Source organism: Ruegeria sp. CG1 (assembly GCF_056537265.1).
In genome coordinates this window covers 462690-478603 of the sequence record NZ_JBQFRF010000001.1, presented here as the reverse complement: position 1 = coordinate 478603, position 15914 = coordinate 462690, and the positions used below count along the sequence as shown (strand labels likewise).

Sequence of the window (15914 nt, the reverse complement as noted above, 5' to 3'; positions counted from 1 at the left end):
ATCATGCTCCGCGCACAGATGTTGCGATAGGGTAAGCTGTCAGGAAGCGGGCGCGCAGGATCAGTGTCCAGACGACCACGGCCATGAACTGGTGGAAAATGGCGATCTGCCAAGGTGCCGCATAGACGACTGTGATGATGCCCACGACCACTTGCAGTGACAAAGCCGCGAACATGGCGTTGAAGGCAAAGCGGGTCTGTGGGTGCGCGCTGCTGCCACCGCGCCGCCAGACTATGATGGCGAAAATAAAGAGCAGATAGCCGACGCAACGGTGGATAAACTGCACCAGACCGGGACTTTCAAAGAAGTTACGCCACATCGGTTCCAGCATGGCCGCATCGGGCGGCAGCAACTGACCGCCAATCAGAGGCCAGTCAGTGTAGGACCTCCCCGCGTCGATCCCGGCCACCAGCGCACCGATGAGGATTTGCAGGAAGGTGAAGTGCAGCAGTCCGGTCGATATCGAGAAAAGCTTAGCCTCTTTCGCGCGGCGGGCCTGCATCAGGTCACGTTCGTCACGGCCAAGTTCAAAGATGTACCAGGCAAGAAAGCCGAGGATCACGAAGGCCAAGCCAAGATGCGTTGCCAGACGATAGCTGGCAACGGCGGTCATGCCTTCACCCTGTGTGACGCCCGAGGCGACCATCCACCAGCCTACAGCACCCTGAACACCGCCAAGCAAGCCGGGGATCAGCAGCTTACCAGCCCATCCTGTAGGAATCTTGCGGGTCACAAGGAAACCGATAAATCCAACGGCCCAAACCAATCCTATCACGCGGCCCAACTGGCGATGGCCCCATTCCCACCAATAGATGGTTTTGAAATCATCCAGCTCCATCCATTGGTTCTGAATGCGCCACTGGTCAATCTGCTTGTATTTATCGAATTCGGCTTGCCAGTCGGCAGCGTTCATCGGCGGGATCGCACCCGTAATAGGTCGCCATTCGGTGATCGATAGACCACTGTCGGTCAGCCGCGTGAGCCCGCCCACGGCAATCATGATCACGACCAGCGCGAACAGGATCATCAGCCAAACCCGGATCGCGGCCCGCGCACCGCCACGCCCCCGGTCGATCATACCGGGTTGGACGGCCTGTTGTTTTTCGCTGTCCGAGACCTCTTCGAAGATGCTGCGCTTACCGCTCATGCTGTCCTCATGTCCTGTTTTCGTCGCAAGCTATGGTTTGGCGGAAGATAGGTCCAGCCTCAGCTTTTGTCTTTCCAGCGGACCATCTGCCGCATGATCCCGTGAAGCATCTGTACATCGGCCCGTGTCATCCGCATCCGCGACCACAGATTGCGCAGGTTCACCTTCATTCCTTCAGCTTTTTCCGGCGGATAGAAGAACCCGGCCTGTTCCAGACGGTCCTCATAATGCTCGACCAACTTTTCAACCTCGATCCCGGTCGCCCAATCGCCCTTGCCCAGATCAGTTGCCTCATGCACGACATCCCCGGTCTGGCGCATCCATTCGTAGGCGGTCAGCAGAACGCACTGCCCGAGGTTCAACGACCCATATTCCGGATTCACTGGCACCGAGATAATCGCATTGGCCTTGGCGATATCCTCATTCTCAAGCCCTGCCCGTTCCGGGCCAAACAGAACAGCGACCTTTTCGCCCGCCGCCACTTTCTGCGATGCAAGCTGCATTGCGCGCTCCGGGCTATAGACAGGCTTGGTCAACCCACGTTGCCGCGCTGTGGTGGCGAAGACAAAGGTGGTGTCCTCCAGCGCGCCCGCCAGATCGTCAAATAACTGCGCCTCATCCAAAAGCCGCCCGGCCCCGCTGGACATCGCCACCGCCTTGGGGTTGGGCCAGCCGTCGCGCGGTGCCACGATCCGCATCCGATCCAGCCCAAAGTTCCACATCGCCCGCGCGGCAGCACCGATGTTCTCACCCATCTGAGGGCGCACCAGAACAAAAGACGGCTGTGATGTATCGCTGGGCATGGCTAACTCCGAAAAACTCCGCTTGCTCTAATGGCCGCATGGGTCGAGGGCAAGTCGGCCCGGCGTCTTCTGTTCGCAAAAGGGTACGTAGCCGGCATAAAAGTTTGCTTCCCCCGCGCAATCCGCTAAACCGCGCGAAAGATGACAAACCCGAAGGACGCGCCATGGACACCCCCGAGCAGCCGCAGATTTACCTGATCACGCCTCCTACCATCGCGCTGAGTACATTCCCTGATCAATTGGGCCACGTATTGGACGGGTCTGAAATTGCATGTATCCGCCTCGCCTTGGCTGGAAGCGACGAAGATACCATCGCGCGCGCCGCCGATGCTTGCCGCGAAGTTGCGCATGCGCGCGATGTAGCCATCGTGATTTCCAACCATGTATTGCTGGCGCAGCGGTTGGGTCTGGACGGGGTGCATCTGGATGACGGCGCGCGGTCTGTCAGGGCAGCCCGCAAGGAGCTGGGCACGGATGCGATTGTCGGCAGTTTTTGCGGGTCTTCCAGTCATGACGGGATGACTGCTGGTGAAAGTGGCGCGGATTACGTGGCCTTTGGCCCGGTTGGTTCAGCCACGCTGGGCGATGGTACTCAGGCCGAAAAGGACCTGTTCCAATGGTGGTCCGAAATGATCGAGGTTCCCGTCGTGGCCGAGGGCGGCCTGACGTCCGATCTGATCCGAGACCTCACCCCCTGCACCGATTTCTTCGGCATCGGAGAGGAAATCTGGTCGCAAGATAACCCGTTGGAGGCGCTGAACTCTCTGATTGCCGCAATGCGCTGAGGGATGCGAGCGTTAACCCTTGCACCCGCGTCGGGGCTGCGGCATGACACAAGGCATGAACAAGAACAGCGAAATTTTGTGCATCGGCTCGGTCCTTTGGGACGTGATCGGACGCTCGGCCAGCGCCATGCGACAGGGCTCGGATGTACCCGGCCGCATTACTCGCCTGCCGGGTGGCGTCGCCATGAACATCGCCATGACGCTGGTGCGGTTCGGAATGAGCCCAACTCTACTGACCGCAATTGGCCGCGATCCCGAAGGCGACGAATTGGTCCGGTCCTGCGCGCGTTTGGGGATGGTCACCGATCACATCTATCGCTCGCAAGACCTGCCGACCGACCGTTACATGGCGGTCGAAGGGGCCAACGGGCTGATCGCCGCCATTGCCGACGCCCATTCGCTTGAAGCTGCCGGAGCCAAAATCCTGCGTCCCTTGATGCATGGTCCGCTGGGCTATGAAAATACGCCATTCGAAGGGCCCATCGCGCTGGACGGTAACCTGACGCTTACCTTGCTTGAAGAGATCGCCCAAAGCCCCGCCTTCGCCAAAGCCGACCTGCGCGTCGCCCCGGCGTCGCCCGGCAAGGCAGAACGGCTGCTGCCCTTCCTCAAACACGCCCGTGCAACGCTCTATGTGAATCTCGAAGAGGCCGGACTGCTTTGCCAACGCGAGTTCACCGATTCCGAGAGCGCCGCCAAAGGCCTGCTGGACCGTGGCGCGTTGCGGGTTCTTGTGACCGATGGCGGCAACTCGGCCACCGTCGGGGATGCTGATGCTGTCTTGACCCAAACACCCCCGTCCGTTCTGGTCACCCGCGTGACCGGCGCGGGTGACACTTTCATGGCCGCCCATATCGCCGCCGAGGCGAATGGTGCCGACAGCGACGCGGCACTCAGCCGCGCGCTGCGCGCCGCTGCAACCTATGTTTCCGGAGAAACCCCACTGTGATCACCATTCACTATTCCGCAGAGGTCCGCGCCGCCAAGGATGCGGGCCAACCAATCGTGGCATTGGAAAGCACCATCATCACCCATGGCATGCCCTACCCCCAGAACATCGAGGTCGCGGCACAGGTTGAACAAGACATCCGCGATGCGGGCGCCGTTCCAGCAACGATTGCCGTTATTGACGGAGTTTTGCACGTCGGCCTCGAAGCCGACCAGCTGAGCGCACTGGGTCAGGCGCAAGGCGTCGCCAAACTGTCACGCGCTGACATGGCCGCCTGCCTCGCTACAGGCGGCACCGGGGCCACCACCGTCGCCGCAACAATGATCGCCGCACATTATGCAGGCATTGAGGTCTTCGCCACCGGAGGCATCGGTGGGGTGCATCAGGGGGCCGAAACCTCCTTCGACATCTCCGCTGACCTGCACGAGCTCGCGCAGACCCCGGTGACTGTGGTCGCGGCCGGGGCCAAAGCCATCCTCGACCTCGCCAAAACGCTTGAAGTTCTGGAAACGCTCGGCGTCCCCGTCATCGCCCACGGACAGGACGAGTTCCCAGCCTTCTGGTCCGCAAAATCACCCTTGGCAGCCCCGCTGCGCATGGATGATGCCGCTGACATAGCAAAAGCCCACGCAGCACGGCGTGCGTTGGGGCTGCCGGGTGGTCAGTTGGTCGCTAACCCGATCCCGCAAGCCGACCAGATCCCGTCCGAGGAGCTGGCCCCGATCATCGCGTCCGCACAGGCCGATGCAGAAACTCACCGGATCACTGGCAAAGGCGTCACACCTTATCTGCTACAGCGTATCTATGAACAGACCGAAGGCCGTTCGCTTACCGCCAACATCGCTTTGGTACGCAACAACGCCCGACTGGCAGCGGTCATCGCGCGTGCGCTAACGGAATCAGCCCACTGACCCCAGCTATTGCACCAAGCGCCCGGACTGCTTACCTAATTCCGCAAACCACTCAGGACCGCAATGAACACTCCGTTTGACGAAGAACCCCACCGACGCCCCGGCCTGTTCTCCCGGCTACGCGCGTCCTTTCTGACTGGTATCGTCGTCATTGCTCCGGTGTGGCTGACCATCTGGTTGATCTGGTCTGTGGTTGGCTGGATCGACAGTGCCGTCCTGCCACTGATCCCGCAACGGTTCCAACCCTCGGAATATGTCGGCATCAACCTGCGCGGCGTTGGCGTGGTCATATTCCTGCTGTTCACGATTATCGTCGGCTGGATCGCAAAGGGCATCCTGGGCCGTTCGCTGATCCATTTCGCCGAAAGTGTCGTCGACCGCATGCCCGTGGTCCGTTCGGTTTATTCCGGGATCAAGCAAATCTCGGAAACTGTGTTCGCCCAGACCGAGCGGTCTTTCGAAAAAGCCTGCCTGATCCAGTATCCGCGCCGGGGCATCTGGGCAATCGGCTTCGTCTCGACAACAGCGCGCGGTGAAGTGAGCGATCGCGCCGAAACCGGGGGCGAGTTGCTAAGCGTGTTTGTCCCGACAACCCCAAACCCCACATCCGGGTTCCTGTTGTTTTTCCCCGCAGAGGATGTGATCCTGCTGGATATGTCCATCGAGGATGCAGCCAAGCTGGTGATCTCAGCGGGTCTGGTTTACCCGAATGACAAAGACCCAACCCAGCCGCCTGAATAATCAACCAAACATTGCGGGCAAATCGACCGTGCTCCGCTGACCCAGATCGTCCTTATGCACGCTCAGAAACTGATCCACCGCATCGCGCCCGGACTGTTTCAGCCGGTTCAGCACAACCGGGTTTGGCACGATCTTGGTGGCCGCTGAAAGGTCGTTCATCAAGGCGTCATCAGCGATCATATGCACCAGCACCCGGCTCATCTCACCAGCCTTCAGCTTGCCTTCGGCCAGAAGCCGTTGAACGAAATTGATCGCACGCAGCTCGCGAAACAACGATGAGTTAAAGCTGATCTCATTGATCCGGTTCTGAATCTGCTGCGGCGTTTTAGGCACCTCATCGCGTTCCAGCGGGTTGATGTTCACAATCACCACATCATCTGGCAAATCCCCACCGAACAACGGATAAAGCGCCGGGTTTCCGGTATAGCCGCCATCCCAATACGCTTCGGTCCGCTCGGATTTCGGGTCATAGATTTCAACCGCCTGAAACAGGTTCGGCAAGCAGGCCGAGGCCAGAATCGCATCGGTCGAAATCTCCTCGCCTGTGAACACGCGAATCTTGCCGCTGCGCACACAGGTGGCGCAGACAAACAGCGCGGGCCCTTCGTCTGCACAAATCTCATCAAAGTTGAACCGATCCACAACCGGGGTGAGCGGATTGCGATAAAACGGCCCATAGGCGTAAGGCGATACCAGCCGCGACCATGCTTCGGCCATCGAGAACGGAACGGAGTACTCCAACGCTTGTGCAACATGAGCAGGCTCAATGCCCCGCATCCAATGGGCAATTCGCATATCGCCGACGGCACCCATGCGTTTCCAAAGCCCATCCAGACACGCCCGCGCCCCTTCGCGCCCTGCATGCACCATCCCTGATTTGAACGCTGCCCCGTTCAAAGCGCCGGCCGAAGTCCCAGTGATCGCGGCAACCTCGATATCCTCTTCATCCAGCAATCGATCCAGTACACCCCAGGTAAACGCGCCATGCGCCCCACCGCCCTGCAATGCCAGATTGATCCGTTTCATGGTTCCGCCTCTTCATCTGGCCAGAAATACCTCGGGGGTATGGGGGCAGAGCCCCCATGGTCCCTCACAATGCCGTCCATCCCCCATCCACGGATATCGTCGTTCCTGTGATCTGTGCCGCTGCATCCGAGCACAAGAAGATCGTAGTTCCGCCCAGCTGCTCGACCGTGGCAAACTCCTTCGACGGCTGCCGCTCCAGCAGGATGTTCTTCACCACATCCTCGCGGCTCATATTGTACTCTTTCATCGTGTTGGGAATTTGCGCCTCAACCAATGGAGTCAGTACGTATCCCGGACAAATAGCATTGCAGGTAATCGGCTCCTGCGCAGTCTCCAGCGCCACGGTCTTGCTCATGCCGACGACACCATGCTTTGCCGCGATGTAAGCCGCCTTGTAGGGCGAGGCCGTCAGACCGTGAGCCGAGGCAATATTCACGATCCGCCCCCAGCCCGCCGCGCGCATCATCGGAAGCGCTGCCGCCATCGTATGAAAGACCGAATTCATGTTGATCGCGATGATCGCATCCCATTTGTCCGACGGAAACTGATCGATCGGAGCCACATGCTGAATGCCGGCGTTGTTCACCAGAATGTCACAAGCACCTGCCTGTTCGATCAGTGCACGGCATTCATCGCCCTTGGACATATCTGCCTTGATATAGCGCGCGTTGGTTCCCGTCTCTTTGCCAATCTCGGTGGCCAGCGCATGATCTTCATCACGGTCGGTGAACGAATTCAGCACCACATCCGCCCCGGCCTTCGCCAGCTCACGCGCGATGCCCAGCCCAATCCCCGAATTCGACCCCGTGACGACGGCTGTTTTGCCCGACAGACTCATGGCACTCTCCTTATGAGTTTTTGTTTCTCAAACACAGTGCCATGCTGCACCTGCAAAGAAAACGGGGAATGATCTGATCCGCGCACCCGCACGAGTTTTGCCAAAAAAAACGCCCGCACGAAGCGGGCGTTAAGTTATTGAGGCAGGTTTCATACAGGCAAGAAACCTATCGAGCAGTAGAACCTTTATAAGCAATTCCACGCCCTCGTCCAAGCTAAAAGTTTGATAATAAGAAAAATCATGGCTACGGTGAATCCCAAACAAAATAAGGCCAGAGCAGGATTGTTTCCAAAATGAGCCCCGATTATCTCCGCCCCCTTCGTCCCGCGATTGTGGGAATCACCTGTATTTTCGCCGCCTCAATGGCGTCAGCAGAATCGGCCCATGGCATAGCTATGTATGGTGACCCGGCCCTACCACCGGATTTTGTGTCGCTACCCTACGCAAATCCTGACGCGCCCAAGGGCGGCAAGGTCGTATTTGGCAATACCGGCGGCTATAACAGTCTGAACCCGTTTGTGCAAAAAGGCACCGCGCCGTGGCAGTTGCGATTTTGGACTCATGAAAGCCTGATGGGCCGCTCCTGGGACGAACCTTTCACTCTTTACGGGTTGTTAGCCGAATCAGTTGAGACGGATTCGGACCGAACCTGGGTCGAATTCACGCTGCGCGAAAATGCTGAATTCTCGGATGGATCGCCGGTCACTGTCGATGACGTGATCTGGTCGTATGAGACACTGGGCACCGAAGGCCACCTGCGATATCGCGGGCTGTGGGGCAAGATTGATAGCATTGAAAAGACTGGACCGCGCAGCGTTCGGATCACTTTTAACGAACCGGATCGCGAACTGGCCCTGATCGCCGGAATGCGCCCGATCCTGCAAAAAGCGCAGTGGGAGGGAAAGTCGTTCGCTGACGCTCAACTACACGATATACCCATCGGTTCCGGACCATACGTAATCGATGACTATGAGGCTGGCCGCTATGTGAACCTGCGTCGCAATCCTGACTATTGGGGTGCCGATATCCCCTTCCGCAAGGGCACGATGAATCTGGATGACATGCGGGTTGAGTTCTACGGAGACGGCACAGTCGCGTTTGAAGCGTTCAAAGCTGGCGAGCTTTCGGCCGTTCGTGAATTCAACGCGGATAAATGGAACACGCAGTACAACTTCCCAGCGGTTCAGCGCGGTGATGTTGTGAAGACGGAAATTCCCCATCAAAAGCCGTCAGGCATGACCGGCTTTGTCATGAACACGCGCAAGGCCCCATTCGATGACTGGCGCGTACGCGAGGCACTAACGCTGGCCTTCAACTTCGAGTTCATCAACGACACCATTACAGGCGGCGCGCAGCCCAGGATCACCTCCTATTTCTCGGGATCGGAATTGGGGATGCAACCCGGACCGGCCACTGGTCGTGTCGAGGAATTGCTTCAACCTTACACCGCCGAGTTGGCACCGGGCACGCTGGATGGATATGAATTGCCTCAAAGCGATGGAACCGAACGCAACCGTCGCAATATCCGCAAAGCGCTTAAACTGCTGGAAGAGGCCGGATGGACAATTCAGGACGGCCAGCTTCGCAACGCCAGCGGTGAGCCGTTTGTGATTGATCTGGTCATCAGCCAGGGCAGCCTGAATGTGGTGCAGGATGTCGGCGTGATCGCGGAAATCTACGCCCGCGCCCTCGAACGCCTGGGTATCCAGTTGACAGTCGAGAAAGTAGATGACGCGCAATATACTTCACGCATCGATGCGCAAGATTTTGACATGACCCCGTTCCGTCGTGCGCTGTCGCTCTCGCCAGGCAACGAACAACGCCTGTATTGGGGCAGCGAAAACGCAAATGCTCCCGGGACGCGGAATGTTATGGGCCTGACCTCGCCCGCCGTGGACGGGCTGATCGACGCGATGCTGGCCTCGGAAAGCCACGAGGATTTTGTTGCGGCAACGCGCGCGCTGGATCGTGTTCTGACAGCGGGTCGCTATGTCATTCCTATCTGGAGCTTTGATGTCGGCCGTATCGCCCATGTCAAAGAGCTGAAACAACCCGACACTCTGCCAATTTATGGCGATGGGCCAGAATATATGCCACAGGTCTGGTGGTTTCAGGATTGACGAATCCTCTCTATTTCCATATTTCATGAATTATGGAAATAGAGATTCATGACAGGCTGAACGCACTCGCACATCCCAAGCGGCTGGATCTGTTCCGGCTGTTGATGCGTCGCTATCCAGATTCCGTAGCTGCGGGTCAGATTGCCGAGGCTTTAGCGCTGAAACCCAATACTGCGTCAACCTACCTGAATGCATTGAAATCCGCCGGGCTGATCCAGCAGTCGCGCAGCGGGACATCATTGCAATATGCCGCCAACTTACCAGCGGTGCGCGGGCTGTTTGATGAGTTGCTGGGCGGTTGCTGTCAAAATCGTCCTGATTTGTGCATGCAACCCTCGGATGACCCCGTTATGGCGTCCCCTGACCGCGTAATGAATGCGCTTTTCCTCTGCACCGGAAACTCGGCCCGTTCGATCATGGCGGAGGCCATCCTGAACAATGAAGGTAACGGCTTGTTTCGCGCTTATTCGGCAGGAACGGCACCATCGGACGGACCAAATTCAATCGTTTTGGAACTCTTGAAGCAAAAAGACTACGACACGACCTCGCTCCGCTCAAAATCACTGGAAGAATTTGCCGCTGCTGATGCCCCAAAGATGGATTTTGTCTTTACCGTCTGCGACCACGCGGCGAACGAGGCCTGCGCCGCTTGGCCAGGACAACCGATAAGCGCGCATTGGGGTCTGCCCGATCCGGTCAAAGTTGAAGGAACCGACGCGCAAAAGCAGCTGGCATTCCAGCAGGCCTACGGATTGCTGCGCAACCGTATCACCGCCTTTGCAAGCCTCCCGTTCGAAACGCTCGACCGCATCTCACTACAGCACAAGGTGGATGATATCGGTCGAATGGCCGAATAGTCCTCGATCAATCCAAGGATACCCCCATGAACATACTGGTTCTATGCACCGGCAACTCGGCTCGGTCGATTCTGCTGGAGTCGCTCTTCAATCACACCGGCGAAGGGCGTGTACGCGCCTATTCAGCAGGCTCCAACCCGACCGGGAAGGTGCATCCGCAATCCTTGACGCTGCTTGGTGCCGAAGGCCATGACATCCGCGATTCCCGCTCTAAAAGCTGGGATGAGTTTGCAGCAGAAGATGCTCCGGAAATGGACATAGTGATCACGGTTTGCGGCTCAGCCGCCGAAGAGACATGCCCCGTCTGGCCCGGCGCCCCTGTACGCGCGCATTGGGGTGTCGAGGACCCAGCTGCCGCGTCTCAGTCAGACTGGGAAACCGCCTTTAGGACCGCATATGACATTCTTGGGCGCCGCGCCGAAGCACTTCTGGAGCTGCCCATTGAAACCATGGACAGCGTTGAACTCTCGGCCCATCTCAAACGTATAGGAGCCCTGCTGTGAGCGCCCGCCAATACTTTGCCGAATTCCTCGGAACCGCCTTCCTGCTGATCGGCGTTGTCGGATCAGGCATCATGGCGCAAACCTTGTCCGACGGGAACATCGCGCTGGCGTTGCTGGCCAATGCAATTGCGACCGGCTGCATCCTTTACGCTATCATCACTACGCTCGGCCCTGTCTCGGGCGCTCACTTCAACCCTGCAGTGACATTGGCCTTTGCGCTGCGCGGTGAACATCCCTGGCGTGCGGTCACCCCTTACATGCTTGTTCAGATTGCCGGAGGTATCGCGGGGGTCTGGGCCAGCCATTACATGTTTGACCTGCCGATTCTGCAAACTTCGGAAACGATGCATCGTACCGGGGCACATCAGTGGTTTTCGGAAATTGTCGCCACTTTGGGTTTGCTGTTTGTGATTTTCGGCGGAATTCGGCACAAGCCGGACACGGTACCAGCCCTTGTGGGCCTCTATATTACCGGCGCCTACTGGTATACGTCTTCCACAAGTTTTGCTAATCCGGCCGTTACGATCGCAAGGGGCTTTACGGATACCTTTGCGGGGATATACCCTGCGCACATTCCGATGTTCATAATTATGCAGTTAATTGCTGTATTTATCGGACACAAAATACTGAACTGGTTATTCGAACCAGCAGAATAACGGACCGGCCGCCACTCACTTTACAGCAGGTCCGTGGGCCCGTTGCGGTATCTCCGCAGCGGGTTTTTTGCATCTTATCTCCCGACTCCGGCTGCGACATTTTGTCATGTCTGCAGCAACGCACGGCGCTCCGTAGGCTGACTTGGGGGAGAGCAATCCTGAAACACCAACTAAGGAAGGCTCGCAGATGCTAAACTGGGCTGATCTGACGCAAGACTGGGACGCGTCATATGCGCGTGCAAAACGTAGGTTTCCGAACCTGCGCGATAGGGATATGGCGCGCGTTGGCGAAGATCGCAAACAGTTCGAAGCTTACCTGGCCGAGCGTCACCACCTGACCGTAAACGAGGCGCGCGAAGAGCTTGAGGATTTCCTGTTCACCGAAGCATTGAACCGCGAAGCGGCCCAAGCCCTAAGCAAGTGACGTCACCCACAGGATCGTCGCATCCTCATCACTGACCGAAATGACGTTATGCCCCATGCTGCCGTCGTAATAAGCGCTGTCGCCGCGGCGCATTTCGACCGGCTCATAGAACTCGGTAAACAACCGCACCACTCCGGTCAGGACATACAGAAATTCCTCACCATCGTGACGCACCCAGCCGTCAAATTCTTCCATCGAGCGTGCACGTACACGGGCGCGATAGGGCAGCATCTGCTTTTTGGTCAGCGTTTCTGCCAGCAACTCATGTTCGTAGGTGGTGGTCGCATGGGCCGCCCCCCCGCCCATCTTGGTCACTGCCATTCGACCGATCACCTGATCGCGTTGTGGCGGCGTAAAAAGCTGAGGCACCGAAATCTCCAATCCGGTCGCCAGCTTTTTCAAAGCATCATAGGTCGGAGACATCTGACCATTTTCGATCTTGCTGAGTGTCGACCGGGCCAGACCCGCCTGACTCGCCGCCTGTTCCAGCGTCCAGTTGCGGGCTTTACGCAGTTCGCGCACGCGCGCGCCCAGATCGACCGGCTCCAACTCGGTGTTGACACCATTGTCGCGGGCAATTCTGACGATAGATTTATGATCATTGGTGGCCATGGGTCTTTCTATAGGGCGAGCATGCCCTGCTTGCAACGCGCCTCGCACGGCGATAGCCAGTTCTCATGTTGTCGATCTTTGATCAGGGGCCGCCCGCGCCCTGCCCGTGCCCGTTCAATCTTGCCGCGCATGTGCTGCGCCATGCGCAAAGTTCAGCTGAGAAGACCGCGCTTTCAGTGCTGAGATCGGATGGTGCTACAGACTGGACCTATGGCGATCTGCATTCGGCGATAATGGGCACCGGTTCAGGATTGCTGCAGAGCGGCCTTCGCGCCGAAGACATTGTTCTCATGCGATTGGGCAATACCGTCGATTTTCCGATCGCCTATCTGGGCGCAATCGCCGTGGGGCTGGTCCCCGTGCCCACCTCATCACAACTGACCGAGCAAGAGACCGCAAAGATCATCGACGATCTGAAACCAGCCGCCATTTTGCGAGATCCTCAGGTCGGCTGCGCGCCGCACCCGGATCAGATCATGCTGCCTGAACTGGCCCGGATGCGATCATTGCCGCCTGCAAGTTTTGCCATGGGTGATCCCGAGCGGCTTGCCTACGTGGTCTACACTTCGGGCACTTCGGGCAAACCCCGTGCGGTTGCGCATGCACACCGCGCCATCTGGGCTCGGCAGATGATGGTCGACGGCTGGTATGGCCTGAAATCCTCGGACCGGCTGTGCCATGCGGGGGCATTCAATTGGACCTACACGCTGGGCACCGGCTTGATGGACCCCTGGGCCATTGGTGCAACGGCTCTGATCCCTGAACCCGGGACAGACATACGCGATCTGCCTGCCCTGTTGAAACAACATCGCGCCACCATCTTTGCAGCCGCACCGGGGGTCTTTCGGAAGATGATGCAAAGTGACGCGCATCCCGGCCATCCCGATCTGCGCCACGGCCTTTGCGCCGGGGAAAAGCTGTCGCGACACCTGCATGAACAATGGGTCCAGTCCACCGGCACCGAGCTTTATGAGGCTTACGGCATGTCCGAATGCTCGACCTTCATCTCATCCAGCCCAAGCCACCCGGCACGCGGCACAGCGTTGGGGCAGCCGCAGCCCGGGCGTCGGGTTGCCATCCTTGGGCCGGATGGCCCTGTGCCACAAGGTCAGGAAGGAACAATAGCCGTACATCGCGAAGATCCGGGCCTGATGCTAACCTATCTGAATGCCCCCGACGAGGCCGCTGCTCGGATGCAGGGAGATTGGTTCCTGACCGGTGATCAAGGCGCGATGGCCGTTGATGGGCAAATCACCTATCTGGGTCGAGATGACGACATGATGAATGCGGGCGGATATCGCGTTTCACCGGTCGAAGTCGAGGCGGCCTTATCCACCCATCCCGAGATCACCCAGGTCGGGGCGGCTACGGTTGAGGTAAAACAGGACAGTTCGATCATCGTTGCCTTCTACACTGGCCCCGAAGAACTGGACGCGGCGGACCTGCACGCCTATGTGTCTGACAAGTTGGCGCGCTACAAACAGCCGCGTGCCTTTGTCCATCTGCCCGCCTTGCCCACCGGAGGCAACGGCAAACTTCTGCGCCGCGCCCTGCCGGCCTATTTCAAGGCGACGTCCGAATGACACACACTGTAAAGCTCGACATCATGTCCGATCCGATTTGCCCCTGGTGCTATATCGGCAAGACCCATCTGGACAAAGCGCTCGCCGAAGTGCCAGACCACCCCTTTATGATCGAGTGGCACCCCTTTCAGCTGAACCCCGATATGCCCGACGAGGGCATGGATCGGCGCGAATACCTTGAACGGAAGTTCGGCGGTAAGGACGGAGCAATTCGCGCATACGCTCCCGTTGTCGAACATGCCGAAAACGCAGGTTTGAATATCGATTTCGAAGGCATGAAACGCACGCCCAACACGCTGGATGCCCACCGCCTGATCCACTGGGCGGGGATTGAGGGCAAGCAGGATGCCGTGGTCGATGCACTCTTTAATGCTTACTTCGTCGAGGCGCGTGATATTGGTGATCATGAGGTGTTGGCTGATGTCGCGGACAGCGTCGGCATGGACGCAGCGGTCGTACTGAAACTGCTGCAGTCAGACGCCGACCGCGAAGATATCCGTAACCGCGACAGCCATTCACGCGAAATGGGCGTAAATTCGGTTCCCACATACATCGTTGCAAACCAGCACGCCGTTCCGGGCGCGCAACCTCCTGAATTGTGGGCAAAAGTGATCTCCGAGATCATGTCTCAGATTGAGGCTTCCCCTGCAGAATAGCACATACCTCTGTGCATTTCTGATCTAGTCCAACCCGAAACGCCGTGATAGCGCATTCGGGAAGGAGTTCCCCATGGCCGACCGCATGTCCCGGGGCGAATTCATTGCGTTGATCGCGATGATGTTCGCCACGATAGCCTTTTCGATCGATTCAATGCTGCCAGCCCTGCCCGAGATCGGCGCAGAGCTCAGCCCCTACGATCTGAACAAAGCACAGTTGATCCTGACCTCTTTTGTGCTGGGCATGGGGATCGGCACATTCTTTACCGGGCCAATTTCCGATGCGGTCGGGCGCAAGCCGGTGATTTATGGTGGTGCCGCTCTCTATATACTTGCCTGCGCTGTTGCGTGGTCCAGCTCATCGCTTGAACTGGTGCTGGCTGCGCGCATCGCGCAGGGCCTCGGGGCGGCCGGGCCGCGCGTTGTGGCTATGGCGATCATTCGTGACTTGTTTTCAGGGCGCGAGATGGCGCGCATCATCTCGATTGCGATGATGATCTTTACTCTGGTCCCCGCCGTGGCACCGCTGCTAGGCGCAGGCGTTATTGCACTGGTCGGCTGGCGCGGCATCTTTGTGTCCTTCATCATATTCGCCACGATCATCGTGATCTGGATGGCCACGCGCCTGCCTGAATCTTTGGCGCCCGAAAACCGGCGCCCCTTCCGCCTGCCCCTGATGATTGCGGCAGTGCATGAGATGTTCGCACACCCCACCGTGCGCCTCTCGATCCTGGTGCAGACGCTGTGCATGGGGTTGCTGTTCACCATGCTAACGATGGTTCAGCCGGTTTTTGACGTCATCCATGATCGGGCAGACAGCTTTCCCTTCTGGTTCGCCTTCGTGGCGCTGATCTCGGGTTCGGCCAGCCTTTTGAACGCTGCCGTGGTCGTGCGCGTTGGCATGCGCCGCATGGTGACCTGGGCCTTGGGCGGGCAAATTCTGATAACAAGCATTGTGATAATCCTGAACTTGACACCGCTATCACCGGGCGCATCCTTTGCTATGTTCGTGGCATGGCAGACCTCGATCTTCTTTATGGCCGGTGTAACCATGGGCAACCTGAACGCCATTGCCATGGAACCTATGGGTCATATCGCGGGAATGGCTGCCTCGGTCATTGGCTCGATCGCCACAATTCTGGCGGCTGCCATCGCGGCCCCTATTGGGCTGTTATTTGACGGGTCGATCACACCGCTGACGACCGGTGTGCTAACGATGTGCATCCTTGGCTTTGGCCTGATGCTACATATGGGCCGGATTGAAAACAGACTGCCCGCCTGATCTGTGCAGAGCCGCTGAAAC

17 protein-coding genes are annotated in these 15914 nt (G+C 58.2%); 12 read left to right on the top strand and 5 right to left on the bottom strand.

Features of this window, described 5'->3' with window-relative positions:
* Position 1: 1 nt before the first annotated feature.
* A complete protein-coding gene (gene ctaA, locus ACR0AU_RS02405; protein WP_170817822.1) occupies positions 2-1147 on the bottom strand; it encodes a heme A synthase in 1146 nt (381 codons plus the stop codon).
* A gap of 59 nt (positions 1148-1206) precedes the next feature.
* Complete coding sequence (locus tag ACR0AU_RS02400; RefSeq protein ID WP_480795217.1) at positions 1207-1950, bottom strand: RNA methyltransferase; 744 nt, start codon at positions 1948-1950, stop codon at positions 1207-1209.
* Between the two features lie 164 nt (positions 1951-2114).
* Here ACR0AU_RS02400 and ACR0AU_RS02395 point away from each other — a divergent pair, with 164 nt between their 5' ends.
* From ACR0AU_RS02395 to ACR0AU_RS02380, 4 genes are all read left to right on the top strand, one after another.
* A complete protein-coding gene (locus ACR0AU_RS02395) occupies positions 2115-2735 on the top strand; it encodes a thiamine phosphate synthase (RefSeq protein ID WP_480704952.1) in 621 nt (206 codons plus the stop codon).
* A gap of 55 nt (positions 2736-2790) precedes the next feature.
* Positions 2791-3684, top strand: coding sequence for a PfkB family carbohydrate kinase (locus ACR0AU_RS02390; RefSeq protein WP_480795216.1), 894 nt, complete (start codon positions 2791-2793; stop codon positions 3682-3684).
* Positions 3681-4595 (top strand): pseudouridine-5'-phosphate glycosidase, encoded by a 915-nt coding sequence (locus ACR0AU_RS02385; RefSeq protein WP_170406047.1) that lies wholly within the window; start codon positions 3681-3683, stop codon positions 4593-4595. Before ACR0AU_RS02390 ends, ACR0AU_RS02385 begins: the two co-directional genes overlap by 4 nt.
* 63 nt (positions 4596-4658) lie before the next feature.
* Positions 4659-5336: a DUF502 domain-containing protein gene (locus tag ACR0AU_RS02380; protein ID WP_170396909.1), complete on the top strand. Its 678-nt coding sequence runs from the start codon at positions 4659-4661 to the stop codon at positions 5334-5336.
* On the opposite strand, the gene ACR0AU_RS02375 is transcribed toward ACR0AU_RS02380, so the two are convergent.
* Entirely contained in the window at positions 5337-6362 is a 1026-nt protein-coding gene (locus tag ACR0AU_RS02375) for a patatin-like phospholipase family protein (RefSeq protein ID WP_480795215.1), read from the bottom strand.
* 64 nt (positions 6363-6426) lie between these two features.
* Complete coding sequence (locus ACR0AU_RS02370; protein ID WP_170421879.1) at positions 6427-7200, bottom strand: 3-hydroxybutyrate dehydrogenase; 774 nt, start codon at positions 7198-7200, stop codon at positions 6427-6429.
* 293 nt (positions 7201-7493) lie between these two features.
* Here ACR0AU_RS02370 and ACR0AU_RS02365 point away from each other — a divergent pair, with 293 nt between their 5' ends.
* The 5 genes from ACR0AU_RS02365 to ACR0AU_RS02345 all read left to right on the top strand — a co-directional run bounded on the left by ACR0AU_RS02365 (position 7494) and on the right by ACR0AU_RS02345 (position 11760).
* A complete protein-coding gene (locus tag ACR0AU_RS02365) occupies positions 7494-9320 on the top strand; it encodes an extracellular solute-binding protein (protein WP_480795214.1) in 1827 nt (608 codons plus the stop codon).
* A gap of 32 nt (positions 9321-9352) precedes the next feature.
* On the top strand, positions 9353-10177 hold the full coding sequence (locus ACR0AU_RS02360; protein ID WP_480795213.1) for an arsenate reductase/protein-tyrosine-phosphatase family protein: 825 nt from the start codon (positions 9353-9355) through the stop codon (positions 10175-10177).
* 26 nt (positions 10178-10203) lie between these two features.
* Positions 10204-10680, top strand: a complete 477-nt coding sequence (locus ACR0AU_RS02355) for an arsenate reductase ArsC (protein ID WP_170626896.1) — start codon at positions 10204-10206, stop codon at positions 10678-10680.
* Positions 10677-11336: an aquaporin gene (locus ACR0AU_RS02350; RefSeq protein WP_170465314.1), complete on the top strand. Its 660-nt coding sequence runs from the start codon at positions 10677-10679 to the stop codon at positions 11334-11336. Before ACR0AU_RS02355 ends, ACR0AU_RS02350 begins: the two co-directional genes overlap by 4 nt.
* A gap of 187 nt (positions 11337-11523) precedes the next feature.
* A complete protein-coding gene (locus ACR0AU_RS02345) occupies positions 11524-11760 on the top strand; it encodes a hypothetical protein (protein ID WP_170396893.1) in 237 nt (78 codons plus the stop codon).
* Here ACR0AU_RS02345 and ACR0AU_RS02340 read toward each other — a convergent pair.
* The gene (locus ACR0AU_RS02340) at positions 11749-12372 is read right to left on the bottom strand and encodes an XRE family transcriptional regulator (RefSeq protein ID WP_170396891.1); all 624 of its coding nucleotides are present in this window, start codon (positions 12370-12372) and stop codon (positions 11749-11751) included. The genes ACR0AU_RS02345 and ACR0AU_RS02340 overlap by 12 nt on opposite strands.
* 65 nt (positions 12373-12437) lie before the next feature.
* Between ACR0AU_RS02340 and ACR0AU_RS02335 the strand changes: the two genes are divergently transcribed.
* The 3 genes from ACR0AU_RS02335 (at position 12438) to ACR0AU_RS02325 (ending at position 15893) form a co-directional block, all read left to right on the top strand.
* Positions 12438-13955 (top strand): class I adenylate-forming enzyme family protein, encoded by a 1518-nt coding sequence (locus ACR0AU_RS02335; RefSeq protein ID WP_480795212.1) that lies wholly within the window; start codon positions 12438-12440, stop codon positions 13953-13955.
* A complete protein-coding gene (locus ACR0AU_RS02330; protein ID WP_480795211.1) occupies positions 13952-14611 on the top strand; it encodes a DsbA family oxidoreductase in 660 nt (219 codons plus the stop codon). Before ACR0AU_RS02335 ends, ACR0AU_RS02330 begins: the two co-directional genes overlap by 4 nt.
* Positions 14612-14684: 73 nt before the next feature.
* On the top strand, positions 14685-15893 hold the full coding sequence (locus ACR0AU_RS02325; RefSeq protein ID WP_480795210.1) for a multidrug effflux MFS transporter: 1209 nt from the start codon (positions 14685-14687) through the stop codon (positions 15891-15893).
* The last annotated feature ends 21 nt before the right edge of the window (positions 15894-15914 follow it).